The sequence below is a fragment of the Streptomyces sp. NPDC000134 genome (assembly GCF_042899225.1).
GTDB lineage: Bacteria > Actinomycetota > Actinomycetes > Streptomycetales > Streptomycetaceae > Streptomyces.
This window is the reverse complement of record NZ_JBIAZN010000008.1, coordinates 192,844-217,085: the sequence shown is the minus strand read 5'-3', so window position 1 is coordinate 217,085 and position 24,242 is coordinate 192,844. Positions and strand designations below refer to the sequence as shown.

At 71.3% G+C, this 24,242-nt stretch carries 17 protein-coding genes and 2 pseudogenes; 8 read left to right on the top strand and 11 right to left on the bottom strand.

The features are described 5' to 3' along the window. Window positions 1-230 precede the first annotated feature (230 nt). From ACFY32_RS14460 to ACFY32_RS14445, 4 genes are all read left to right on the top strand, one after another. On the top strand, window positions 231-812 hold the full coding sequence (locus ACFY32_RS14460; protein ID WP_359201375.1) for a TetR/AcrR family transcriptional regulator: 582 nt from the start codon (window positions 231-233) through the stop codon (window positions 810-812). A 256-nt stretch (window positions 813-1,068) separates the two neighbouring features. Beyond that, window positions 1,069-2,460 carry a cytochrome P450 gene (locus ACFY32_RS14455; protein ID WP_390674340.1) on the top strand — a complete coding sequence of 464 codons (1,392 nt, stop codon included), beginning with the start codon at window positions 1,069-1,071 and terminating at the stop codon, window positions 2,458-2,460. Window positions 2,461-2,504: 44 nt separating this feature from the next. Further along, window positions 2,505-3,533, top strand: a complete 1,029-nt coding sequence (locus ACFY32_RS14450) for a (-)-alpha-amorphene synthase (protein WP_359201379.1) — start codon at window positions 2,505-2,507, stop codon at window positions 3,531-3,533. Window positions 3,534-3,724: 191 nt separating this feature from the next. Next, window positions 3,725-6,631, top strand: coding sequence for an AAA family ATPase (locus ACFY32_RS14445; protein WP_390674339.1), 2,907 nt, complete (start codon window positions 3,725-3,727; stop codon window positions 6,629-6,631). A 1,169-nt stretch (window positions 6,632-7,800) separates the two neighbouring features. On the opposite strand, the gene ACFY32_RS14440 is transcribed toward ACFY32_RS14445, so the two are convergent. The 3 genes and pseudogenes from ACFY32_RS14440 to ACFY32_RS14430 form a co-directional block, all read right to left on the bottom strand. Continuing rightward, the gene (locus ACFY32_RS14440) at window positions 7,801-8,943 is read right to left on the bottom strand and encodes an FAD-dependent oxidoreductase (RefSeq protein WP_390674338.1); all 1,143 of its coding nucleotides are present in this window, start codon (window positions 8,941-8,943) and stop codon (window positions 7,801-7,803) included. Window positions 8,944-9,116: 173 nt separating this feature from the next. Then, entirely contained in the window at window positions 9,117-9,812 is a 696-nt protein-coding gene (locus ACFY32_RS14435) for a TetR/AcrR family transcriptional regulator (RefSeq protein ID WP_359201386.1), read from the bottom strand. A 162-nt stretch (window positions 9,813-9,974) separates the two neighbouring features. Beyond that, window positions 9,975-10,058, bottom strand: a pseudogene (locus tag ACFY32_RS14430) (IS5/IS1182 family transposase); the annotation flags it as partial. Between the two features lie 77 nt (window positions 10,059-10,135). Here ACFY32_RS14430 and ACFY32_RS14425 point away from each other — a divergent pair. Further along, window positions 10,136-10,284 (top strand): annotated as a pseudogene (locus ACFY32_RS14425) (IS5/IS1182 family transposase); the annotation flags it as partial. Here the strand turns inward: ACFY32_RS14425 and ACFY32_RS14420 are convergent. Beyond that, on the bottom strand, window positions 10,259-10,843 hold the full coding sequence (locus ACFY32_RS14420) for a GNAT family N-acetyltransferase (protein WP_390674397.1): 585 nt from the start codon (window positions 10,841-10,843) through the stop codon (window positions 10,259-10,261). The pseudogene ACFY32_RS14425 and the gene ACFY32_RS14420 overlap by 26 nt on opposite strands. 440 nt (window positions 10,844-11,283) lie before the next feature. Between ACFY32_RS14420 and ACFY32_RS14415 the strand changes: the two genes are divergently transcribed. Next, window positions 11,284-12,684, top strand: a complete 1,401-nt coding sequence (locus tag ACFY32_RS14415; protein WP_359201390.1) for a DNA-binding protein — start codon at window positions 11,284-11,286, stop codon at window positions 12,682-12,684. A 285-nt stretch (window positions 12,685-12,969) separates the two neighbouring features. On the opposite strand, the gene ACFY32_RS14410 is transcribed toward ACFY32_RS14415, so the two are convergent. The 5 genes from ACFY32_RS14410 to ACFY32_RS14390 all read right to left on the bottom strand — a co-directional run bounded on the left by ACFY32_RS14410 (window position 12,970) and on the right by ACFY32_RS14390 (window position 19,520). Then, window positions 12,970-14,658, bottom strand: coding sequence for an alpha-keto acid decarboxylase family protein (locus ACFY32_RS14410; protein WP_390674337.1), 1,689 nt, complete (start codon window positions 14,656-14,658; stop codon window positions 12,970-12,972). A 98-nt stretch (window positions 14,659-14,756) separates the two neighbouring features. Then, a complete protein-coding gene (locus tag ACFY32_RS14405) occupies window positions 14,757-15,953 on the bottom strand; it encodes an amidohydrolase family protein (protein WP_390674336.1) in 1,197 nt (398 codons plus the stop codon). A 63-nt stretch (window positions 15,954-16,016) separates the two neighbouring features. Beyond that, on the bottom strand, window positions 16,017-17,756 hold the full coding sequence (locus ACFY32_RS14400; protein ID WP_390674335.1) for a flavin monoamine oxidase family protein: 1,740 nt from the start codon (window positions 17,754-17,756) through the stop codon (window positions 16,017-16,019). Between the two features lie 150 nt (window positions 17,757-17,906). Further along, on the bottom strand, window positions 17,907-18,446 hold the full coding sequence (locus ACFY32_RS14395; protein ID WP_390674334.1) for an SDR family NAD(P)-dependent oxidoreductase: 540 nt from the start codon (window positions 18,444-18,446) through the stop codon (window positions 17,907-17,909). 651 nt (window positions 18,447-19,097) lie between these two features. Continuing rightward, window positions 19,098-19,520 carry a secondary thiamine-phosphate synthase enzyme YjbQ gene (locus ACFY32_RS14390; protein ID WP_359201400.1) on the bottom strand — a complete coding sequence of 141 codons (423 nt, stop codon included), beginning with the start codon at window positions 19,518-19,520 and terminating at the stop codon, window positions 19,098-19,100. 74 nt (window positions 19,521-19,594) lie between these two features. Between ACFY32_RS14390 and ACFY32_RS14385 the strand changes: the two genes are divergently transcribed. Then, window positions 19,595-20,674 carry an FAD-dependent oxidoreductase gene (locus ACFY32_RS14385; RefSeq protein WP_390674333.1) on the top strand — a complete coding sequence of 360 codons (1,080 nt, stop codon included), beginning with the start codon at window positions 19,595-19,597 and terminating at the stop codon, window positions 20,672-20,674. A 12-nt stretch (window positions 20,675-20,686) separates the two neighbouring features. On the opposite strand, the gene mltG is transcribed toward ACFY32_RS14385, so the two are convergent. After that, a complete protein-coding gene (gene mltG, locus ACFY32_RS14380) occupies window positions 20,687-21,559 on the bottom strand; it encodes an endolytic transglycosylase MltG (protein ID WP_390674396.1) in 873 nt (290 codons plus the stop codon). Between the two features lie 185 nt (window positions 21,560-21,744). Further along, the gene (locus ACFY32_RS14375; protein WP_359201404.1) at window positions 21,745-23,547 is read right to left on the bottom strand and encodes an ABC transporter ATP-binding protein; all 1,803 of its coding nucleotides are present in this window, start codon (window positions 23,545-23,547) and stop codon (window positions 21,745-21,747) included. 123 nt (window positions 23,548-23,670) lie between these two features. Here ACFY32_RS14375 and ACFY32_RS14370 point away from each other — a divergent pair, with 123 nt between their 5' ends. Then, a complete protein-coding gene (locus ACFY32_RS14370) occupies window positions 23,671-24,135 on the top strand; it encodes a MarR family transcriptional regulator (protein ID WP_359201406.1) in 465 nt (154 codons plus the stop codon). Window positions 24,136-24,242 lie beyond the last annotated feature (107 nt).

Sequence of the window (24,242 nt, the reverse complement as noted above, 5' to 3'; positions counted from 1 at the left end):
GTCTTTGGCCGGGTGGTAGCGGTAGGGAGCCGGTCTTCGGCCGGGTCGTGAGGTGAAAGGCGCGGTGCACGGGAGGGCCGGGTCGGGGTGCGGGCGCGGGGTGCCACGGGCGAGGTGTCCGCGGCTATGCTGACAGCAACCGGACAACTGTCCGCTCACTGGAAAACGTAACGGACAGTTGTCCGCTTATCAAGGACGGGATTCGGCCACGAAACCCGTGAGGAGGACGAGTGGGGCAGCCGGGGAAAGGCGCACCTCTGCGCTCGGACGCGCAGCGCAACCGCGAGCGGATTCTGGAAGTGGCGCTGGCCGAATTGACGCGCTGCGCGGAGGCCCCGTTGAGCGCGATCGCCAAGAAGGCGGGCGTCGGGCAGGCGACCTTCTACCGCAACTTCCCCAGCCGGGAGGCCCTCGTCCTGGAGATCTACCGGCACGAGGTGCGGCAGGTCGCGGACAGCGCGACGGAGTTGCTGGCCGAGCTGGAGCCCGAGCGGGCGCTGCGTGCGTGGATGGACCACATGGCCCGGTTCGCCATGACGAAGGCGGGGCTGGCGGAGGCCATCCGGCAGGCCACCACCGGTCCGGGCCGGCCGGCCAAACCGGGGCACACCCCGGTGACGGAGGCGATCGAACTGCTGCTGCGGGCCAACGAGGAGGCCGGCACCATCCGTCCCGGCGTGAGCGCGGACGACTTCTATCTGGCCATCGCGGGCCTGTGGCAGATCGACCCGGACACCGACTGGCAGCCGCGCGTGACCCGGCTGCTCGACCTCGTGATGGACGGCCTGCGGGCGGGCGCGCCCGGCACCTGAGTCCGCGGCGCGGGGGCCGGTGCCGCCCGGGACGACGGGGACGCGCCGGGCCTGGCGCCGAGCGCCCCGGTCGAACACCCGAGCGCCGGTCCGGTCACTGCCGTCACACGCACGCCTCTTCGTGCACCCGTGCGCCCCCGTGCGGGGGAGAGACGGCAGGCCGCCGCGAGTTGGAGTGGGCAGAGAAAGATTCGACAACAAGTCGGTGAGCGGTCACCGGCTCCGTCCGCGCGTCGGCCGAGACAGGTGATGCCCCATGCACGAAGCCGTACCCGCACCGGACCGCGTCCGGGTGCCGGGCTCCGCCCCCGGCGGAGTCCCGTTCCTCGGGCACGCTATCGCACTGCTGTGGCGCCCGCTGGACTTTCTCGAAACCCTGCCCGCGCACGGGGACTTGGTGGAGGTGCGGCTGGGTCCGCGCCGCGCCTGGGTGGTGTGCGACCCGGAGCTGGTCCGCCGGATGCTCACCGACCCGCGCACCTTCGACAAGGGCGGTCCGCTCTACGACCGGCTGCGGGAGCTGATGGGCGACGGCCTGGTGACCTGCCGCCATGCGGACCACCGGCGCCAACGCGGGCTGGTGCGGCCGGCGTTCGCTCCCGCGCGGGTGGCGGACTGCACCGCGCTGATGGGCGAGGAGGCCCTCTCGGTGTGCCGTGACTGGCGGCCGGGAGAGCGCGTCGACGTCACGGCGGCCGCGCTGGCCCTGACGACCGGGGTCACCAGCAGACTGCTGTTCTCCGATTCGCTGGACGCGGCGCGGGCCGCGGCGGTCCGTTCCTGTCTCGCCGTGGTGGTCCGGGGTCTGTTCGTCCGTACGGTGGTGCCGGTCGACGCGCTGTTCCGCCTGCCCACCCCGGGCAACCGCCGCTACCTGCGGGCGGTGCGCCGACTGCGTACCCTGATGGACGAGTTGATCGCCGAGCGGCGGCGCGGCACCCCCCGCGACGATCTGCTGGGCACCCTGCTGACGGCCCGGGACGGGGCGGACGGGCGGGCCCCGACCGGGCGGGAGGTCCGCGACCAGCTCATCACCCTGCTGCTCACCGGCGTGGAGAGCACCGCGATGTGTCTGGCCTCGGTGTTCGCGTTGCTCGCGGACCATCCCGAGGCGGAGCGCCGACTGCACGAGGAGGTCGACGCGGTCCTCGCCGACCGGACCGCGCCGGGCCCCGGGCACCTGGCGCGACTGGAGTACACCCGCCGCGTGGTCACCGAGACCCTGCGGCTGCGCCCGCCGGGCTGGCTGTTCACCCGCCTCACCACCTGTGACACGGAACTGGGCGGGCACCGGCTGCCCCGCGGCGCGACCGTGCTCTACAGCCCCTATCTGCTGCATCACCGGGCCGCGTCGTTCCCGGACCCCGAGCGGTTCCGGCCCGAGCGGTGGGCGCCGGGGCGGGCGGCGGGCGGTGCCGCCCTGCTGCCCTTCGCCGCGGGCGGCCGCAAGTGCGTCGGCGAGGCGTTCGCCATGGCGGAGGCCACCGTCGCGGTGGCGGTCCTCGCCCGGCACTGGCGACTGCGCTCGCCGTCCGGGCCGGTCGGCCGGCCGCGCCCGGCGGCCACCCTGGGACCCCGGTCCCTGCCGCTGATCCCCGAGCCGCGGACCCGGGTGCCCGCCGTCCGACAGCCCTCCCCCGCCCGGTGACGCCCCCCGCGGACCGGACCAGTGAACGGCAGGTGAGCACAGCGATGACCACATGGCCGGCGAAGACGGACGCGGTGTGCCGGGCGGCCCTGGCCGCCCCGCCCGGGAGCCCGGCGGACAGCAGCCTCCAGGAGGTGATCGAGACCACGCTGCACATGCCCTACCCCTTTCGGGCCAGCCCCCACGAGGACCGGGCGGCGGCCGGGGTCGACGCCTGGCTGAGACGCTGGGGACTGACCGACGACCCCGCGGTCGCGGAGATGATCGGGCGCACCCGCCCGGCGCGGCTCGCCGCGTACAACGGGCCGACGATGGACGCCGGCCTCCTCCAGCTCATGGCCGACCAGATCGCCTACCAGTTCGTCTACGACGACCGGGCGGAGGAGCTGGGCGCGCACGGGCCGGACCGGCTGCTGTCCATGGTGTGCGAGAGCGTCGGCATCCTCCGCGACGACCAGCCGCCGAGCACCCCGCTCGGCGCGGCCCTGGCGGACCTGTACCGGCGCGTCCAGCGGCGGTGCACGCCCGCCCAGGCGGCGCGCTGGGCGTGGCACAGCCGGGAGTACGTGCACGGGCTGCTCTACGAGGCGGTCATCCAGAGCCGGGGCATGCCGCCGAGCATCGGGCTGTGCACCTCGGTCCGGGCGCTGATCGCCGGGGTCGAGCCGTTCTACCCGCTGTGCGAGGCGGCGCAGTCCCGAGAGCTGGCCCCGGCGGAGCTGCACCACCCGGTGATGCGGCGGCTGAGCCGGCTGTCGGCCGACGCGGCGGTGTGGATTCCGGACCTCTTCTCCGCGGTGAAGGAGCACCGCGCGGGCGGCATGATCAACATTGCCCTGGCCCACCAGCGGGCCCAGGGCTGTTCGCTGGCCCGTGCGGTCGCCCTGGCCGCCCAGCGGATCAACCTCACCATCGACGAGTTCCAGCGACTGCGGCGGACGATCGAGCCGGAGCTGAGCGAGGCCGCCGTGGGCTACGTGGACGGCATGGCCGGGTGGGTCCGGGGTTGTTACCACTGGTCCCGGACCGTCCCGCGGTACGCGGACACGGGAGCGGCGCCCGGACACCCATGAGGGGCGCGCGGGCGCGGCTCGCACGGCGGGCAAAACGAGCAACGCTACCCAGGCGGGCCCGTCCGCACCCCCGAATCGTGGTGGTTCACCCGTACTCGTCGTCCCCGTCTCAGAATCCGGGCTGACGGGACCGGGCGGGCGTACGCTCGGCGCTGTCCTACGGCGACCGTCGACAGGAAGCAGCGCGGCAGATGGCGACTGGACTCCGGCAACCGAACACCGACGGCCGGTCGTTGCTCGAACGGCGCGGTGAACTGCGGGCGATCGACGCGTCGTTGGCCCGGTTGTGCGCACCGGACGACGGGGTGCCGCGGGGCCGGCGGGGCGGGGTGCTCGCCTTCACCGGGTCGGGCGGGCTGGGCAAAACGACACTGCTGGGCCAGGTCCGCGCCCGCGCCGCCGCCCAGGGCTGCACCATCCTGTCCGCCCGGGGCGGCGAGAACGAGCAGGAGCTGGGGTTCCGTGTGGTCCGCCAGTTGCTGCAGCCCTCCCTCGCCGTGCTGGACGGACCCGCGCGCCGTTCCTTCCTGGGCAGTTGGTACGACATCCTCGCCACCGCGCTGGGCCTGGAGGCGTCCGGCGCCACCCCGGCCCCGGACCCGGCGGGCGTACGGGACGGCCTGGACTGGGTCATGACCCAGTTGGTCATGTGCCGGGCGCCGGTCGTCGTACTGCTGGACGACATGCACTGGGCCGACGGCGAGTCGCTGGGCTGGCTCGCCTCCTTCGCGCCCCGCACCGAGACCCTGCCGCTGCTGCTCGTCGTCGCCTGCCGGCCCGAGGAACCACAGTCCGGCACGGAGGCGCTCCACGTGCTCGTCGACGGCCAGAGCGAGCGCCCGCACGAGCTGGCCCCGCTCAGCGAGGCCGCCGTCGCCCGGATCGTGCGGAACCAGGTGGGCGAGGGCGCCGAGGACCGGTTCTGCGCCGAGTGCTGGGCGGTCACCGGCGGCAGCCCCTTCGAGGCGGTCGAACTGGCCCTGCGGCTCGGCCAGGCCGGACTGCGGGGCACCGGCGACGAGCTGGCGGCGATGCGGGACCTCGCCTCCGCCGTGAAGGGGCCGGGGCTGCTCCGGCGGCTGCGCCGGCTCGGCAGCACCACCGTGCGTTTCGCGTGGGCCGCCGCCGTGCTGGGCACGCCCGCCCCGCCGGACCTGGCCGCGGCCGTCGCCGTGATCGGCAGCGAGGACGCCGCCGCGGCCACCGAGCGGCTGCGCGCGGCCCGTATCCTCGCGGCCGACCGCGGCGGGCGGGGCGTGGAGTTCGTCCATCCGCTGATCGCGACGGCGGTCTACCGGGACATCCCGGCCGGGCTGCGCACCGGCCTGCACAACGCGGCGGCCGAGATCGTCGGCTCCGCCGGGCTCGGCCCGACCGCGGCCGCCCGGCATCTGCTGGAGGTGCCCCGCGAGGGACGGCCCGGTGCGGTCGCCTGTCTGCGCGAGGCCGGCCGGGAGTATCTGCGGGCCGGCGCGCCCGAGGCCGCCCGGCGCGTCCTGGTCCGCGCCCTCCAGGAGCCGCCCCCGGCGGAGGAACGGGCCGCGATCCTGCACGAACTGGGCATGTCCACCTTCCTCATCGACCCGGCGGCGACCGTCCGGCATCTGCGGGAGGCTCTGGCCGAACCGGACGTCGACCCGGATCTGCGCGCCTCGATCGCCTTCCGGCTGGCCCAGGCGCTGGCCCACACCGACCAGGTGGCGGAGGCCGCGGCGGTCGTCGAGGAGGAGGTGCGGCGGGCCGCCAACCCCCGGGTGCGGCTGCGGATGCAGGCCGACCACTTCGTGTGGAGCGCCTTCCGCACCGACGAACCCGACCCGCGCGCCCGCTCCCGCAGACTGGCGAGGCTGGCCGCCAAGCTGCCCGGCCGCGGCCTGGAGGAGCGGTACATCCTCGGTCTGCGCGCCTGGGACGCCCTGGTGCGCGGCGAACCTCGGGACACCGTTCTCGACCGGGCCGAGGAGTCGCTGCGCGGCGGGCTGAGCTGGGCCGACGAGAACCGGGGCTTCGAGGTGCCGGTGTCGGTCGCCCTGGTGTTCATGTACTCGGACCAGCCGGGGCGGTCGGAGGAGCTGTTCGCCCAGGGCATCGCCGAGTGCGAGCGCAAGGGCTGGCGCGGCTCCCATCTGGCGCTGGCGCACGCCCTGTTCGGCTACATCCGGTACCGGCGGGGCCTGCTGACCGAGGCGGAGACCATGGTCCGCGAGGGGCTGCGGATCGCCGACCGGGTGGACGGGGCCCTGCCCGCGCAGTGGTTCGCCGTCGGCATCCTCGCCCAGACACTCCTCGCCCGGGGCCGGACCGCCGACGCCCGCCGGCTCGTCGACGAGTACCACTACAGCGAGGTGGTGCCGAACGCCGTCATCTACCCCGATCCGCGCACGGTGCACGCCGAGTTGCTGCTGGCCGAGGGGCGGCCCGAGGCGGCGGTCCGGCCGCTGGGCGAGGTGGGCGCGCGGCTGGAGGAGCGCGCCTGGCACAACCCCGCCTGGTGTCCCTGGCGGCTCCACCTGGCGACCGCCCTGGCGCCCTCCGACCCCGACCGGGCGGTCCGGGTCGCCCGGGAGGCGGTCGCGCTGGCCCGGGACTTCGGCGCGGCCTCCGTGATCGGGCAGGCGCTGCGCGTCGAGGCGGAGGTGACCGGCGGACCGGTGGCCCTCGGCCTGTACGCGGAGGCCGTCGAGTTCCTGGAGCAGTCACCGGCGGCGTACGAACTGGCCCGCGCGCTGGTCGGACACGGCGCCGCGCTGTCCCGCAGCGGGCGGGTGCAGGAGGCCGCCGACCGGCTCTACCAGGGCCTGGAGCGGGCGGTGCACTGCGGGGCGGAGAAGCTGGCGGTGCGGGCCAGGGCCGAGCTGTCCGCGGCCGGGCTGCGCCCGCTGCCGCTGCGGTACGGGCAGACGGGCACGCTCACCACGCGGGAGCGGACCGCCGCCGAGCTGACGGCCCAGGGCGATCCGGTGCCGGTGGTCGCGAAGGAACTCGGCCTCACCGAGCAGGGCGTACGGCAGGTGCTCTCCTCGGTCTACCGCAAGCTCGGCACCGACTCCGCGGGACTGCCCAGAGCACTGCGGAACACCCCTCGCCCACAGGACTGAACTCCCCCGCCGCGCCCTCTCGTGAGACCGGTTCCTCGCGGCCGGGCCCGGCGGCGCAGGACCTGAGACGATCGGCGAGCGCGAGCAACGGCGCTTGCCGCGGCTGACGGGCAGGTTGCGGAAGGCCCCGCGCGGCCTGCTTCCTCGGCCGGTGGTGTCCCACTCCTCTTCCCGACCCTGGTCGGGCCCGGGAGACCCGCACCCCCGAAGCGGGCATTGCCGGGCGCCGGTTTCCCCGCCGACGCCCGGCCGTAGGATTCGCGGCGGGCCGTCACGGAGGATCACTGAAATCGTGACAGGCCTTTCGGCCCGCCTGCCGCCGCACACTTCCGCCTCCGTGCGGTCAGCACCGGCGAGTGTCTTGGCCTGCGAGATCAGGACACCGCAATCGGGGCGGAAATCGTCCAGGGCCGTTGCTCCGGCGCCGCCGACCAGGACTTCCTCATCGAACTGGTCCCGCCCCCGTCCACCGCTCCATCGGACGCGACCGACCACTGAGAGACGGACGGGACCGGAACAATGCCGCTGGAGCACTTGCGGCCTCACAACGGCTGCGGCGCTGCGCGGGCTGCCCCGCGGTGTCGTGGTGCCACCGCTGCACACGGCCCGGTAGGCATGGCCCGAGGCGCCGTCGGGAGCGGGGCAGGACTGTCCGTCCATGGTGCTCCGAGCCGGATCGCGCCCGACGGCTGCGGCGCAGGGTGCACGTGGAAGCCCGGCGTGAGGGCCAGGTTGTGCCTGGCGGCGCGTCGGCCAGGCGTCGGGAATCGGTGCCGGAGAGTTCGAGCCACAGGGGCAGTCCGCCTTGCGGTACCTGGAAGTGGCACCAGGGCAAGGTCGACAGCCGCGCCGCGAAGTGGTCCCGCTGGAGCGCCAGTTGTGCACCTCGGCGATCGAACTTCAGCAACTGGACGGCCTGGCCCTGGTCCTGGCCGGAGTCGTTCTCGGCAGGCCCTCCCGCGAGGAACGAAGCGGCAGCGGCCGAGAACCCGCCGATCCTGTCGCCGACAACCGGTCCGCGCGAGAGCCGTCTGCCCGTCTTCCGCCCTCATGACTCCGCCGGCACCGCCCGATTTCCGGGCGGCGAGGGAGAGCTGGGTGCGGCGGGTGACCGGCTCCGTGGGGAAGGCCGGCAGGCCGGTCGCTACGTGGTCGTGGGTGGCCGGGGGTCAAGGGGTGGTCGCCGGTCCGGTGGTGAAGAACGCCGCCATCTGCTCCAGTCCCCGCAGGCCGAACATCGTCTCCAGGCTCCGGGCGGAGTCGGCGGCGGAGGCTTCGCTGCGCGGGAAGAGGGCTTCCTCGTAGGCGGTCAGGGCGGCCTCGGTGTCGCCGGGGTGGGCGGCGACGGCCGAGGCGAGTTGGGCGCCGTCGAACATGGCAAGGTTCGCGCCCTCGCCGGCGAAGGGCGACATCACGTGGGCGGCGTCGCCGAGCAGGGTCACGCCCGGCACGCGGTCCCAGCGGTGGCCCACCGGCAGGGCGTGGATACGGCGCGGGGTCATGGTGACCGCGTCGGCGATCAGGCCGCGCAGGGCCTCGTCCCAGCCCTCGAAGCGGGCGAGAACGGCCCGCTTGGCGGCCGGCAGGTCGGTGAAGTCGACGGTGTCCAGCCAGTCCTCGTCCACCTTGAGGGCGGTGTAGACGTGAAGGCTACCGTCGGTCTCCTTGTGGGCCAGGAAGCCGCGCTCGTCGCCGAGGCAGATGAAGAACCCGTCGCCGACGACGGCCGCACTGCGCGGGTGGCGGGTCTCGGCCTCCGGCAGGTCGGTCTCCACGAAGGAGATGCCGGTGTAGGCGGGCACAGCGTCGGAGAGCAGTGGACGTACACGTGACCAGGCGCCGTCGGCGCCGATCAGCAGGTCGGTGGTGATGGTGGAGCCGTCGGCGAAGGTCACCTCGTGGCGTCCGCCCTCCCGGGCGCGGGCTTTGGTGACCTTCCTGCCCCAGTGGACCGTGCCGTCGGGTAGGGAGTCGAGGAGCAGGTCGCGCAGGTCGCCGCGGTCGACCTCGGGCCGACCGCCGGTGCCGTCGTCCTCTTCCGCGACGTGGACGGTGCCGTCGGGGCCGAGCAGGCGCATGGCCTGGCCGCCCTCGTGGACGATCTTGAGGAAGCCGTCGTGGAGGTCGGCGGCGTGCAGGGCCTTCTGGCCGTTCTCCTCGTGGATGTCGAGCATGCCGCCCTGGGTTCGGGCCTCCCGGGACGGCTCCAGCTCGAAGACGGCCGCCTCGATGCCGTGCACGTGGAGGACACGGGCGGCGGTGAGGCCACCCAGACCTCCGCCGATGATCGCGATGGGGTGGTGCGTGCTCAAGGGGGCCTCCTGGGGATGAGGGGGATGACGCCGCGGCCGCCTCTGCCGACCTGCCCCCTCACCGTAACGAACATGTTCGTGACGAACAAGTTCGCCCGAGACATGGTGCGCGTGCGCCCCTTCCGCGCGGCCCTCGCGCGGACCACCCCTCCGGAGCGGAAATCGGCGAGAGTTCAGCCGGTGGTGTCCGGGACGGGGGTGTGGATGATCCCGTTGATCACGACGTGCAGGCCCCAGAGCAGCCGGGCGTCCTGGGTGCCGGACAGCAGCGTCGGCAGGTGCGCCCTGATCATCGGGTGCTCAGCCTCGTCCACCCCGTGCACGGCACGGGTGAGCGCGTCCCAGTCGCCCTGGCTCATCGGGTCGCGTTCCTGCGTACCGTGTTCCGCCGCGGTCGCGGTCGCGTACTGGAGGAGGCTGTCCACGCCCCAGGCGACCTGCTCGCGAGGGGCGCCGCTGCGGGAGAGCAGCAGCAGGAGACGTTCGAGCAGGTTGAGGTAGTTCGCGCCGCTGGGGCGTGCGACCAGGGCGGAGCGGGCGAGCTGCGGGTGCTCGAAGAGCAGACGGGTGTAGGAGGTGAGGACCGCGACCAGGTCCTCGCGCCAGTCGCTCCCGGACCGGTCGGCGGGCAGCTCCACCTCGCCCAGGAGCGCGTCCAGGACGGCGGCGTGCAGCTCGGCGGTGTTGGCCACGTAGACGTAGAGCGAAGCCGGGCCGGTGTCCAGTTCCTGGGCCAGGCGCCGCATGGTCACCTTCCCCAGCCCTTCGGACCGCATGACCCGCACCGCCACATCGACGATCCCCCGCCGCGTCAGGGCCGGCTTCGCGGGTCGTTCACGCCGGCTGATCGGTTCTTGCTTCGCAGTCACCACCCGATCGTAACGAACGCGTTCGTCCCCCAGGGAGGTACGGAATCACACCTCACTCCGGAAACCCCGCCGAACCGGTACGCCCGCCAGGCCACCGGCCAGGCACGGGCGAACACCGCCAGTGCCACCGACACAACGGTGCCGAATCCCTCCGGGACCACGGAGGACGCGGCGGTACTGGTCGCAGTCGTAGCCGCGGCCGGCGAACAGCCTGCGGGGTCTACCACGCAAGCCCCGGTCGACCGGCGAGGACCCGGTGCGTGCCCCGCTTGGAGCCTTGAGGGGCGTCGGGCCGGCGCTGGTGTTCGTGGGCGTCCTGGCGGCGGGCCCGGGGGCGGGCACCGCGGCACCCCCCGAGAATCACCCGCCGCAGAGTCACCCACAGCTCGGGACTCGGAGGACTCGCTGGGTGGTAGACGCGCGGACCTTCGCCTGGCCGCACCGGTTCAAACGCCCGCGGACCCGCTACGAGATACTCGCTGCCCCCCGGAGTTCACCCATTCCTCGCGGAGCATCCCGAAGAGCACCCTGTCGTAACGCTTCCCGTCCAGCAGCACGGCCGACCGGCGGCGGCCCTCCTCGCGGAAACCCGACCTGGTGAAGGCGCGCACAGCGCGCTCGTTGCCGCTCCAGGTATCCAGTTCCAGCCGACTCAGGCCATACGTGCCGAACAGGTGGTCCACGAGCAGCCGCAGCGCGTCATTGCCGTGGCCGCGGCCCCAGAACTCCCGCTCACCGATGGTCACTCCCAGCGTGGCCACCCCGGCGTACGGGTCCAAGTCCCGGTAATCGGCCATGCCGATCACGTTCCCGCCCACCAGGCACTCGACCGTGAACACGGCCGACTCCCTCGGATTCAGACGCAGCATGGTCTCGAAGCCGAGACCGATCGCCTCCGCCGTGACCGGGCCGAAACACGGATCGCCGGCCGTGGCCCAGCGCACCACTTCCGGATCGTTGCGCCACCGAAGATGATGCTCCGCGTCTTCGGAGCGCAGCGCACGCAGCCTTACCAACTTGCCTTCGAACATCGCGCCACTGTAATCGTTCGCAGAGCCACCGAAGCCGCCGATGCCCCAGGCAAACGCCCTGGTGGGAACCGGCGGGCTGCTCAGCGCCATCGAGCACGACAACACGACAAGGGGCATGACGAAGATACGCCAGAAGTCCGCCACAGATGATCTTGCAGACCGAAGACTCCCGGCCTCGGGGAACGTCGGTACAGCGGTCTGGTTGCACGGGGCGGTGGTCAGTAGCCGACGGTGAAGCGCGGGCAACTGGGAGGTGGCGGTCTGCGGCGCGAACACGGCGTCGGCTGCCGATGCCGGGTTCATACGGCCGGAGGTGCGGCGATCAGTACGTTGTCGCGTCGGCGCGACCAACCTCCCAAGAAGGGCTGTCGAGGAACGAATCAGCACACGTAGGCTCTGAACGACCGGCGTTCCGCGGTCGGTTGCATCAGGAGGGCGACGTGGATCATCTCTTCACCATCACCGGCGCGACGGCCACGCCGGTTCCGCCCACCGGGCTGGCCGCAGAGAGTCTGCTGGAGAGGCAGCACCTGCAGGAGTGGGTGATCGCCCACCCGCAGGTGCTCGGGGAGTCGGTGCTCGTCATCACCGCGGAATACGACCGATGGACTGACACCGACGGGGTGCCGGCCCGTGACCGCCTGGACATTCTGGGGCTGGACGTGACCGGTCGCCTCGTCGTGGTCGAGCTGAAACGCGGTACGGCCGACCGGGATGTGCATCTGCAGGCGATCACCTACGCCGCTCTGGTGTCGCGGTTCGACCTCGGCACCCTTGCCGAGGCGCACCACGACTTCCTCTCACGCAGGGGACAGACTTCCGGCATCGACGCGTGCAGACAGCGCCTGCTCGACCACGTGGACGGAGAATGGAGCCCGGAGCTGCTCCAGCGCCCCCGGCAAGTGATCATCGCAGCGGACTTTCCCAAGCAGGTCACCCATTCCGTGGTCTGGCTGTCCGAGATGGGCCTCGACATCGACCTCATCCAGGTGGGGCTGTGGAAGGTGGACGGGCATGTCATCGCGGGCTTCGCCAAGGTCTACCCGACCCCAGAGGTCGAGGAGTTCACCCTCGCACCGGCCCGGGTCGAAGGTGAGGCGGCGGCGAAAAAGCTGAAGGAGCGCTCTGGCTCGCGCAAGGCCGTCAGCGTGCTCGTCGGCGCGGGCCTGCTGCCCGAAGGCACCAAACTGCTGATGACACCGCGGCACGGCACGACGAAAGCCATCCGCGACGCCATCAATGCGTGGGTGGAAGAAGACAGCAGCCGGGCGACAGCAGTCTGGACCAACGACACGGCCAGGCCACTGCTCTGGGACGCCGACGGTGCTCGCTACTCCCCCACGGGACTGGCCAACCACATCTTCACGAGCGTCACGGGACGCACCGTCGACGGCATACAAGGCACAACATGGTGGGACGTCGACACCAGTCGGATTCCCCGCGAGGTCGATGCGGAAGAGTGGGCCGCTCTGGCGGGAATCGACCTCGCTCGTCTGGCCAAGCAGCTCAACGGCACTCGCAAGGACTGGACCACGCTGCACACCCTGCTGGACGCTGTCCCAGCCGGACGCTGGACCACCTACGGCGACGTGGCGGCAGTGATTCGCAGCCACGCCGTACCGGTCGGCAGACATCTGAGCACCTGCGGCCAATGCCCCAGCCCCTGGCGCGTCCTCAACGCAGCAGGACGGGTCAGCGACGGCTTCCGGTGGGCAGACCGCACGCGAACGGACACCCCAGTGCAGATACTCGGAGCTGAGGGGGTCCGCTTCGATGACGCTGTCGCCGATCCGGAGTTGCGCCTCAGCCAAGACGAGCTGCACCAACTCCTCGGCGATTGAGACGGAGCGTCTCCGCCACCGGTCAGGCGCGCATCCGGCCTCGAGCGGCGTCGTCCAGGAGCTGCTGCCAGTAGGCCGGCGCGGTGGTGGGGAAGCGATGGGATTCGATCGCCATCACGTGAAGGGCGGAACCGCTGCCGCAGTGGTCGGACACATCGGGCCCGCGCCGCCTCGACGCGCCGGTTCCGGCTCCGTCCCGAGCTCGGCGACCTTCCAAGCGTGGGCCTGGGCCGGTCGTTCGAAAGATCGTCTGGCCCAGGGATCTAGGGTACGGCTGTCAGCGCACTAGGCTTCCTTGGCTTGTTGCCTTGCGATTGCGGCGAATCGGGACAGGAGTTCGGGAGTGTCGTCCGGCGCCGTGCACGCTTCGATGAAGACCATGCGGTCTTCGACGGCGGTGGCCGTCGTGAGGGAGTGGTCGAGTTCGGCCGTGGTGCGGGCGGTGAGTACGAGAGGTTCGGGCACACCGAGAGCAGCAGGCAGGCAGGTCCATCGCCACGAGGTGACGTCGTTGTAGAGGGCTCGCGGACTGTGCAGGGCGCGCTCGACTGTGTATCCGTGGTTGTTGACGAGGATGATCACGGGTGTGAGCCGATGGCGGCCGATGGTGCCCAGCTCCTGGATGGTCAGTTGCGCCGCTCCGTCACCGATGAGCAGGAGACCGCGCCGTGAGGGATCGGCCAGTTGGGCGCCCAGAAGCGCCGGCAGGCTGTATCCGATGGAGCCCCAGACGGGCTGGGCCAGGAAGCGCGTACCTGTCGGCAAGCGGTGGGGTGAGATGCCGAACAAGGGTGTTCCTTGGTCGGCGACGACGGTGTGGTCCGGTCGTATGGCCGCGCCCACCTCCTGCCACAGGTACGCCTGGCTCAGCGGGCTGTCGGCGGAAGGCGACGCGTGACGGGGTTCGGGCGCGGGCGCTGTCGGCGTGGATGCTGACACAGGGCGATCCACGACGAGCCGTGTCAGGCCCGCCAACGCGTCATGGAGGCTTACGTCCGGGAAGGCGACGCCGTCCACGCTCGCGGCGGTGGGATCGAGGTCGATCCCCCGGTCCGGGTCGTAGCCGTGGGTGAAGCCGCCGCTGGTCGTGTCGGCGAGCCGTACTCCGGCGCGGATCAGCAGATCGGCGTTGTCGATGACGTCGCGGACCGTGTCGTCGCTGCACGCCCCCGCGTACAGGCCCAGGTAGTCGGGGGCGCTCTCGTCGACGACGCTTTTGCCCGATACGACGACGGCGTACGGGAGGGAGCCGACGCGCAGCAGTTCGGACAGTTCGGGGCGGGCATCGAACCGGTCCACGAGGCTGTCGGCCAGGACCGCGGTGGTGCTCGCTGTCTCGATCCTGCGTCGGGCGGCGTCCAGGAAGGCTGCGAGAGCGTGTTGATCTGAGGCACGCCGGTCAGGGCGGCGCAGAGTCCGAGAGGACGAGGAGGCGCTCGAAAGCGCCACGTCCTGTGGCAGTCGCAGATATCCGGGGCGGTTCTCCCGCAGGCAGGCGGTGATGACCCGGTCGATCTCGGCCGGGCCGTCCGTGGGTCTGATCAGAGCGTCCGCGCAGACCACCTGCCCGAACGCACGCGCGAAGTGTTCGTAGTCCCCGTCGCCCAGCGTGTGATGGGCCACGGCGCCGTCCTGCTCCTTCGACCTGGGCGGGCCGACTGCGATGTGAAGCAGGGGCACGTACTCGGCGTAACTGCCCGCTATGCCGTTGATCGCACTCAGCTCGCCGACCCCGTGCGTGGTGAGCACGGCGGCGAACCCGCGCACGCGTGCGTAGCCGTCGGCGGCATACGCGGCCCCCAGCTCGCTGGCCGCGCCTACCCACTGTATGCCCGGATGCGCCAGGACCTCGTCGAGCATGCGCAGGTTGTAGTCGCCGGCCACTCCGAACAGATGCCGTACGCCCAGGTCGTAAAGGCGGTCCAGGAGGTGGCCGGTGATGGTCTTGGCCGATGGAGAAGCGATCGGGTTCATGTGTGTCCTTCCGGGGTGGCGTGGAGCTGCGGGCGTGACCCGGCTGGGGCGTGACTCGGCATCGGGGGAGGCGGAGGAGGCACTTGCAGACAGTGACCTCATCCGGGAGCGCGGTGTATGTGTCCGGTGCGCATGACGAAGTCCACGTGATGGAGTGCCTCGATGTCGCGGAAGGGGTCGGAAGGGACGGCGATGAGGTCGGCGGTGGCACCTCTGGCGATGCGGCCCAGGTCCGGCCGGTCGAGCAGGTCGGCTGCGATGCTGGTGGCGGAGGTCAGGACCCGGTGGGCGGTGAAGCCGGCGCTGGTCATGGCGGGGAACTCGCGCCAGTTGTCCGCGTGGGGGAACATCCCGGCATCGGTGCCGAAGGCGACGCGGGCCGTGCAGGTGCTGACACGCCGACCGTGTCGTCGCAGGGTGTCGGCATGGCGGGCGAGCTTTTCGCGGGATTCCGGCACCTTGTCGTGCCAGAAGTCATCGTTGTCGATCTGTTCGAGGAAGATGTTGACCACGTGCAGGGTGGGCACGAGATAGACGCCGGAGCGGGCCAGCAGCTCCAGGACGTCCGGGGTGGCCAGGCAGGCGTGTTCCACGGAGCGTACGCCGGCGCTGACCGCGCGCCTGATCCCCTCGTCGGAGAAGGCGTGGGTGGCGCAGGGCAGACCCAGGTCGGTGGCGACGCCGACCAGGGCGTCGAGTTCGGCCTGCGTGTAGGTGGGGCGGTCGGGTGCGTCGCTCGGACTGGTCATCCCGCCGGTCGCGGCGAACTTGATCCAGTCCGCGCGGTGCCGTGCGTCGCTGCGCACGTGCCGGACCACTTCGTCGACCCCGTCGGCCACCGCTCCCAGCTCCGTGGCGCCCGCTGCCAGGGAGGTGCGGTCACCGTGACCGGCCCGAGCGGAGATCAGATGGGGGGCGACCAGCAACCGGGGGCCGGGGATGGAGCCTGCCGCGGTGGCATCGCGCAAGTAGACGGCCAGCGGTTCCTGCGAGGCGCCGCCCAGATCCCGGACGGTGGTGAAGCCGGCTGCCAGCAGTTCCCGCAGTGGAGCGAGAGCGGCGAGGGTCCGCAGGCTGAGCGCATCGGTGAGGGCTGTGTTCGCCACCTCGGAAAGGTGCACGTGACAGTCGATGAGTCCGGGCAGAACGGTGCGCTCACCGAGATCGAGCACGCGGACGCCGTGGCCGGCCGCGGCTTCCCGGCCGACCTTCTCGATCTTTCCGCCGCAGACGAGGATGCGGGCCCCCGGCTGCACGGCGTCGCCCGTTCCGTCCCACCAGCGCGCCGCTGTCACAAGGATGCGTTCCGGCACAGTTTTCCCCCAGACTCCGGCCTCCCGATCGAGGCCGGGCAGACGTCAGTCAGCGGAAGTGGAAAGCAGGGTGTAGTCAGGGTCGTCCCACAGGTCACCCGGCCCGGGGTTCCCGGGGTCCGAGCCGCCGCCGAGGAGCTTGAGCACCCCCCAGGCCGCGTTGAGGCCCGATGACAGTGCGTGGTCGAGCCAGCCCGGTGACCAGGCCGTGTCGTCACCGGCCAGGAACAGGGCGTTGCGCGGTTCGCCCGGCACCGCGGGACGGCCGGTGAAGTCCTTCATGAAGTGAGAGAACAGGTCACGCTGGTAGGGGTGGTCGCCGGGGCGCGACAGGCGGCACATTCCCCGGAAGTTGCGCCGGTTCTCCCAGGAGACGGTGAGGGCCACGCCGTCCCTGGCCTGCCGGCGCAGTTCTTCGGCCACTTCGGGGTGGATCGCGGCGAGTTCCCTCACGAACAGGCGCACGCGCTCCTCGGTGCCGGACGCCGATATCTTCATGGCGTCCTGCCCCCAGGTATAGCTGAGGTCGATGACACCTCTGCGTCCGCCGGCCCGCCTGGCGGGTCCGTAGTCGGTGGTGTACGTGGCGCGCGGCAGGCGGTCGGTGATGGTCACCCCGTCGAGGGAGGTGCCCTCCCAGAACGGTTCCCGTGTCACCAGCAGTGTCTTGGCCGACTGCCAGTAGTGCAGACGCCGGATGGCGCGCAGCAGCCTGGGGCCGAAAACGGCCCCGCCGGGTGTGGCGGAGCGGACCTCCACCGTCGTTTCCAGCATGTGCAGTTGTGGGGTGAAGATGACGGCCGCGAAGCGCTCGCTCCTGCCGTCGGCGCTGTGTACCACGACACCCCGTCGCGCATCCTCGTCGATGTCCAGCGCGGTCACTGCCGGACGCAGGGCACCCGCGTTGATCTGTTCGAGACTGACAGGCCGGCCGGCGGGGTCGGTGGTCGGGTGGGTCCAGAAACCCTCGGCCAGGGCGCTGATGCCTTCCAGCGGGAAGTACTGGGTCGCGCCCTGGGTCACCGTCAGCATGCGGAGTACTTCCAGCATGCTCAAGTCGAAGAAGGAGTCCCACATCCCCGGACCGACCCCCGCGGTGCCGAGGAGGCGGGCCTGTGCGTGGCTCAGCCCCGCGCCACGCTGGTCCCGCAGGAACCGGTAGAACGTCCACTGCTCGAACTCGGCCACCAGAGCGCCCCAACGGCGGCGTACGGCGGGAAGATCGCGGTCGGCGGCCTCCCGGAGCAGATGGGAGAGGCCCAGGCCGTCCACGGCCTTCAGCCAGCGTACGCGGGCCTGGTGGAACTGCCGGTTGCCCGGATCGGCATCGGCGAGGGCCCGCGTCCGGTGGCTGACACCGTCCATGTCCAGGACCGTCACCGGGGTGACAGCCGCATAGTTGTCCCGGGAGGGCTGCCAATGCAGTCCGAAGTCCCGCGCGTACTGGCGCAGCAGCTTCGAGGAGTCCGGAAAGCGCATGCATCCCAACTCCGCGACAGCGCTGTCCGCTTCGTCGACGCGATGGGAGAACATCCGGCCGCCGAGGCGGCGGCCTCCCGGGCCCTCGGCGCTGGTCTCCGCTTCGAACAGAACCGGTCGGCATCCTGCACGCATCAGCTCGTACGCGGCGGACAGACCGCTTCCGCCGGCTCCCACGACCGCTACGGGTGCGCCGCACGAAGCCTCGGGAAGGCGTCCGATACGCCGGTCCCCCGACAAGTGGGCGGCGTAATCAAAAGGAAAATCCACCTGCAGGTCACAGGCAGGGACGGATTCTTCCGCCATTTACGTCACCACTTCTCGTCGGACAGCAACCGATAATGAGAAAAACGCGCGCTTCGCGATAGACGTGCCGTACGCAGGGCATTCTCGAACCTCACGTGATCTACGACCTTAATGCCGAGGTGAGACGGAACCGCATTCGCGATGACGCCATCACGGCACATGGCGCGGGACGTTACGCACTCGTGGGGAAATCAGCACTGCGGGTGACGTCCTCCCATGCCTGGAAATCCTTGGCGCGGGCCCGGAGCTGGGTGGTGGCCACGTCATAGGCCTCGGCACCGAGTAGCAGGTGGTGGGGCGGTTCAGGAGCGGTAACAGCCCTGAACAGGGCGCGGGCCGCGCGGTCGGGGTCTCCGGCTTGCTTGCCGACGGAGTCGTGGTAAGCGCGGCGGGCGGCGTCGGCGGTCCGGGCGTAGTCCGCGATCGGCTCCTGCGTTTGACTACGACGTCGATCCGGCCGAAGTGCTCCTCCGCCCGCCCCACCGCATCCGCCACACTGCCCTCGTCGGTGACATCCAAGGCCACGGCGAATGCGTTGTCGTGATCGCTGAGGTCCCTGACCTGCCCAGTCCTGCGGGCGGTGACCACCACGCGCAAGCCCTTCTCCAGCAGATGGGCGGTGATGCTTCGACCGAACCCCGTCGAACAACCTGTCACCAACCAGACAGGTGGGTCCTGGGCTATTTCCATGATCTCCTTCTTCCGACTCTGCCGGTTTCCTGATATCGAATCTTCCGATCGAGCGAACGACGATCGATACGACTCACGAAAATGACCTCAATCGTCGAGTATGTCGAGTTTGCATTGAGCACTCCCGGCAAATTCTGCCCCGACCGAATCCCATGCTCCATCGTGCCCCGTGGCGGCAGCCGAAGCTCCCCGAAAAATCTGCGAAATAGTTCCTGTCCGCAGGTCAGATGGCAGCCGGTTACCCGAGGGGGAAACCCCGGGCGCTGTACCTGTGCCCCCTCGCGCACCGATCAGTGCACTGAATCTTGAATTGACCGAGAGTCCACCAATCATCCGCCACATCGGCACTGTGCAAGAACGTGTGCCACATAGGCATGAGATGTGGTGGGCACGCTCGCCGAACACTGCAAAATACCGCCAGGAGACGGCTGTTCTTCCGGGCGTCAGCCTCGCGGGAGCCGACCTCAGACGGCGACTGCCGCCGCGGTCGGACTGGCGGAGATGGCCGCCGACGTGACGTACGCCTGCGCCCCCCACGCCGGCCTTCTGCCCGTGGTCTCATCTACCTGGTGGCCATGGCCCTCCTGGCATGCCGGCTCGACCACGAGCAGTACGGAGAATCGGCGGCACGACCTCGCCGAGTGATCTTGCTCAGCCGAGGAAGCTCAGCCGAACCTGACGGTTGTCGTTATCGATGTTGGTGTCGACCAGGCACACCGACTGCCAGGTGCCCAGTTCCAGGCGGCCGTCGAGGACCGGGAGGGTCGCGTGCGGGGGGACGAGGGCGGGCAGGACGTGGTCGCGGCCGTGGCCGGGGCTGCCGTGGCGGTGCTGCCAGCGGTCGTCGGCGGGCAGCAGGGAGTGCAGGGCTGACAGCAGGTCGTCGTCGCTGCCCGCGCCGGTCTCGATGACCGCGATCCCGGCCGTGGCGTGCGGGACGAAGACGTTGAGGAGACCGTCGCGGCCGGCCGCCGCCTCCCGCAGGAAGGACGCGCAGTCGTCGGTGATGTCGACGACCCGCTCCGAGGAGCCGGTGGTCAGGTTCAGTGTCCGGGTGGTGAAGGCATCTGACATACCTTCCATCCTGACGCACCCGGCCGGTCGGGGCGGCCGGGAAGATCCCCGTCACCCCGGCTGTTGGTTCGAACGTGAACGACACGCGTGAGGTCGAGGTCGTCGTCATCGGCGCGGGCCAGGCGGGACTGTCCGCCGCGTACCACCTGCGGCGCACCGGGTTCGAGCCGGGGCGTGACGTGGTGGTGCTGGACCGCTCCCCCGCCCCGGGCGGGGCCTGGCAGTTCCGCTGGCCGTCGCTGACGTACGGCAAGGTGCACGGCATGCACTCGCTGCCCGGCATGGAACTGACCGGAGCCGATCCCGCCCGGCCGTCCGCCGAGGTGGTCTCCGCGTACTTCGCCGCGTACGAGCGCGCCTTCGACCTGCGGGTACGGCGGCCCGTCGGGGTCCGTGCGGTGCGCGAGGGCGCGGCGGGGCGGCTGCTCGTCGAGACCTCGGCCGGAATCTGGTCGACAAGGGCACTGATCAACGCGACCGGCACCTGGGACCGGCCGTTCTGGCCGCGCTACCCGGGACAGGAGACGTTCCGCGGCCGCCAGGTGCACACGGCCGGGTACGCCGGTCCGGAGGAGTTCGCCGGGCAGCGGGTGGTCGTGGTCGGCGGAGGCGCCTCGGGCACCCAGCACCTGCTGGAGATCGCCCCGTACGCGGCCGCCACCACCTGGGTGACCCGGCGTCCGCCGGTCTTCCGGGAGGGACCGTTCGACGAGGACGCGGGCCGGGCGGCCGTCGCGCTCGTCGAGGAACGGGTGCGGCGGGGCCTGCCGCCGCGGAGCGTGGTGTCGGTGACCGGGCTGCCGCTGAACGACGCGATCCGGGAGGGCCTGGCGACCGGGGTGCTCGACCGGCAGCCCATGTTCGACCGGATCACGCCCGACGGGGTGGCGTGGCAGGACGGGCGGCGGGTGTCCGCCGACGTCATCCTGTGGGCGACCGGTTTCCGGCCCGCCGTCGACCACCTGGCGCCACTGAGGCTGCGCGAGCCGGGCGGCGGCATCCGGCTGGAGGGGACCAGGGTGGCCGCCGATCCGCGGGTCCACCTCGTCGGGTACGGGCCGTCCGCCAGCACCGTCGGCGCCAACCGGGCGGGCCGCGCGGCCGTACGGGACATCAGGCGACTGCTCACCGAACCGCGGCCGCTCGCCGCGTGACGTCCCGGCGGGTCACCGGGCCGCGGACGGGGTGCCGCGCCGGTTCTTCTCGAACTCGGCCACATTGCGCTGGTGCTCCCGGTAGTCGGCGGTGAAGCGGGTGTCGCCCGGCCGGACCGTGACGAAGTACAGCCAGTCGCCCGGCGTCGGGTCGATCGCGGCCCGCATCGCGGCCTCACCCGGGTTGGCGATGGGCGTGGGCGGCAGCCCCATCCGCTGGTACGAGTTGTACGGGCTGTCGATTTTCGTGTCCTCCCGGGTGGTGGCCAGGGTGGAGCGGTTCAGGGCGTAGTTGAGGGTGGAGTCCATCTGCAGCGGCATGCCGCGCTCCAGCCGGTTGAAGATCACCCGGGCCACCTTGCCCATGTCGGCCTCGGTGGCGGCCTCCGACTGCACGAGGCTCGCGATGGTCACCGCCTGGTAGACGTTCATCGCGTTGCGCTCGGCACCGGCCGCGACCGGGGCCCCGTTGAACCTCCGGTTCGCCGTGTCGACCATGGCCGTCAGCAGTTCCTCGGGGGTGGTCCGGTCGTCGAGCGGATAGGTCGCCGGGAAGAGGTAGCCCTCGGGGTTGCCCTCCGCGTCCTCCGGCAGTCTCAGGTCCGCCTTGGCCAGGGATTTCTTGGTGGTCCCGGCCGGCAGGGCGAGCACCTTGTCGACGGCCCGGTAGACCTCGGCGGCGCGCCGGCCCTCGGGGATCATCAGCGTCTTGGGGCGGCTGTCGGCCTCCTCGCCCGTCGTCAGCAGCGGCACCGCCACGGCGGTGCCCGCGACGACGGCTCCGGCCGCGATCAGGGCGATCCGGCCCCGGCGCGTCAGCCGGATCGTGGTCCTCGCACTCTTCGAACTCCTCGTCTCTGTTGCACTTCTCGGGTCCGTCGGGATTCCCGGTTCCGTCGTGCTCCGGGTGCTCCGGGTACTCCGGCGGCTGCGGATGCTCCGGTCTCTCCAAGTGCTCCGGTCTCTCCAAGTGCTCCGGTCTCTCCGGGTTCTGCGTGGCGGGGTGTTCTTCTGCATGGAGGCACGGTAACTGCCGTATCACCGCAAAACCGGCATCACCGAGCATATTTTCATCTTGTCGGAGTCAGCCGGGCATCCCGGCGGACCAGGGCCGCGTAACGCCCGTCCCGCTCCAGCAGTTCCTCGTGCGTCCCCCGCTCGGCCAGCTTCCCGGAGTCGAGGACGACGATCTGGTCGGCTCCGCGGACCGTGGACAGACGGTGCGCGATGGTGATCGTGGTGCGGTCGGCCGACAGCGCGTCCACGGCCTGCTGGACGGCGGCCTCCGTCCGGGTGTCCAGCGCGCTGGTCGCCTCGTCCAGGATGAGGACGGGCGGGTCGCGCAGGATCGTGCGGGCGATGGCCAGGCGCTGCTTCTCGCCCCCGGAGAACCGGTGGCCGCGTTCGCCGACGACCGTGTCGTAGCCGTCGGGCAGGGCCGCGATGTGGTCGTGGATCTGCGCCGCCTTGGCCGCCGCGACCAGTTCCTCGTCGGTGGCGTCGGGCTTGGCGAAGCGCAGGTTGTCGGCGACGGAGGCGTGGAAGAGGTACGTCTCCTGCGAGACGACGCCGACCGCGCGGGCGAGGGTGTCGAAGTCCAGGTCGCGCACGTCCACCCCGTCGAGGGTGACCCGGCCCCCGGTCACGTCGTAGAGGCGGGGCACCAGATAGCCGAGGGTGGACTTGCCGGCGCCGGTCGGGCCGACGACGGCGAGGCTGCCGCCCGCGGGGACGGTGATGTCGATGCCGTCGAGGACGGGCCCGCCCTTGCCGTCGTACCGGAACTCCACGCCCTCGAAGCGCACCTCGCCCTTGATGCGGTCGAGGTGCACCGGGTTCTCGCGTTCGGTGATGTCGACGGGCAGGTCGAGGTACTCGAAGATGCGCTGGAACAGGGCGAGCGAGGTCTGGATCTGGACGCCGGTCGACAGCAGGCTGACGGTCGGCCGGAACAGTCCCTGCTGGAGCGAGACGAAGGCGACGATCGTGCCGATGGAGACGCCGGGGCCGCCGAGCTGGAGGGTCAGGCCCGCGGTCCAGTAGATGACGGCGGGCAGCGCGGCCATGACGATGGTGATGACCGCCATCCGCCAGCGGCCCGCCATGTTGGAGCGCACCTCCAGGTCGACCAGGCGCTCCGACTCGTCCGCGAAGGAACGGGTGAGCGAGCCGGAGCGGCCCATGGTGCGGCCCAGCAGGATGCCGCTGACCGAGAGCGACTCGGTGACCGTGGCGGCCATCGCGGCCATCTGCTTCTGCCGCTCGGTGGTGATCTTCTTGCGCTCGTTGCCGACCCGGCGGCTGATCCAGACGAAGACCGGCAGCAGCAGGAGCGAGACGACGGTGAGCCGCCAGTCGAGGGCGACCATCGCGACGATGGTCGCGATGACGCTGGTGGCGTTGGAGACCAGCGAGGTCGCGGTGGAGGTGACGGTGGCCTGCATGCCGCCGATGTCGTTGGCGATCCGGGACTGGACCTCGCCGGTTCGGGTGCGGGTGAAGAAGGCCAGCGACATGCGTTGCAGGCGTCCGTAGACGGCGGTGCGCAGGTCGTGCATGACGCGCTGGCCGACCGTGGTGGAGATCAGCGTCTGCAGGACGCCGAAGACGCTGGTGAGCACCGCGCCGAGGATCATGCCGAGGGCGAGCAGGCTGAGCAGCCCGGTGCGGCCCTCGGGGATGGCGACGTCGAGGATCTCCTTGAGCAGGAAGGGCGTGGCGACCGAGACCAGCGACGCGGCGCCGACGAGCAGTCCGACCACGGCGAGACGGCCGCGGTAGGGACGGAACAGACGCAGGATGCGCCGCACCTGCCGGGGCTGGTCCCCGGCGTCGGCGGGTGGGGTCCAGGACGATGCGTGGTCGGGTTTCATGGGCTCCTACGGGAGGGGAGGCGGCGGGGACGGGCCGTCGGTACGGCGCCGCCCGCCGGGCGTGGAATCACAGCTCATTGTTACCTATACTCACAATGAACGTCGTCCTGATATTGTTCCCGCATGACCGCCACCGACGCCGACGGCCTCCTCGCCGAGCAGTTGCTGCGGCTCACCCGCCGGGTGCACCGCATCCAGAAGCGACACCTGGAGCGGCGCGGCCTCGGCATCACCCCGGCCCAGTCCCGGCTGCTGCGCACCCTGGCGCACTACGGGTCCCCGCCGCGCATGGCCGACCTGGCCGAGCGCCTTGAGGTGGTGCCCCGGGCGGTGACGACGCTCGTGGACGGCCTGGAGGCGTCCGGGAAAGTGCGCCGGGTGCCCGATCCGGCCAACCGCCGGGTGATCCGGATCGAGCTGACCGACGACGGGCACACCGCCCTGTGCGAACTGCGCCGCGCCCGCCGGTCCGCCGCCGAGGAGATCCTGGCCCCGCTGACGGCCGGGCAGCGCGCGGTGCTCGGTGAGCTGCTGGACGAGCTGATCGACGGCACCGCCGACGGACCGCACGGCGAGCCCGCCCCCTGACCCGCGCGGCCACGTCCCGTCCCACCTGGCCCCCTCTACCTCGGTACTCCCTGAGGACACACAGCCGGAACCGGGCAGCCACCCGTAAAACCGCTTGATTTCGACCA

Coding starts and splice junctions, on each gene's coding strand:
- ACFY32_RS14455 (WP_390674340.1), top strand. CDS start 1,069: ATGCACGAAGCCGTACCCGCACCGGACCGCGTCCGGGTGCCGGGCTCC.
- ACFY32_RS14450 (WP_359201379.1), top strand. CDS start 2,505: ATGACCACATGGCCGGCGAAGACGGACGCGGTGTGCCGGGCGGCCCTG.
- ACFY32_RS14445 (WP_390674339.1), top strand. CDS start 3,725: ATGGCGACTGGACTCCGGCAACCGAACACCGACGGCCGGTCGTTGCTC.
- ACFY32_RS14420 (WP_390674397.1), bottom strand. CDS start 10,843: ATGTTCGAAGGCAAGTTGGTAAGGCTGCGTGCGCTGCGCTCCGAAGAC.
- ACFY32_RS14410 (WP_390674337.1), bottom strand. CDS start 14,658: ATGAACCCGATCGCTTCTCCATCGGCCAAGACCATCACCGGCCACCTC.
- ACFY32_RS14400 (WP_390674335.1), bottom strand. CDS start 17,756: ATGGCGGAAGAATCCGTCCCTGCCTGTGACCTGCAGGTGGATTTTCCT.
- ACFY32_RS14395 (WP_390674334.1), bottom strand. CDS start 18,446: ATGGAAATAGCCCAGGACCCACCTGTCTGGTTGGTGACAGGTTGTTCG.
- ACFY32_RS14390 (WP_359201400.1), bottom strand. CDS start 19,520: ATGTCAGATGCCTTCACCACCCGGACACTGAACCTGACCACCGGCTCC.
- ACFY32_RS14375 (WP_359201404.1), bottom strand. CDS start 23,547: ATGAAACCCGACCACGCATCGTCCTGGACCCCACCCGCCGACGCCGGG.
- ACFY32_RS14370 (WP_359201406.1), top strand. CDS start 23,671: ATGACCGCCACCGACGCCGACGGCCTCCTCGCCGAGCAGTTGCTGCGG.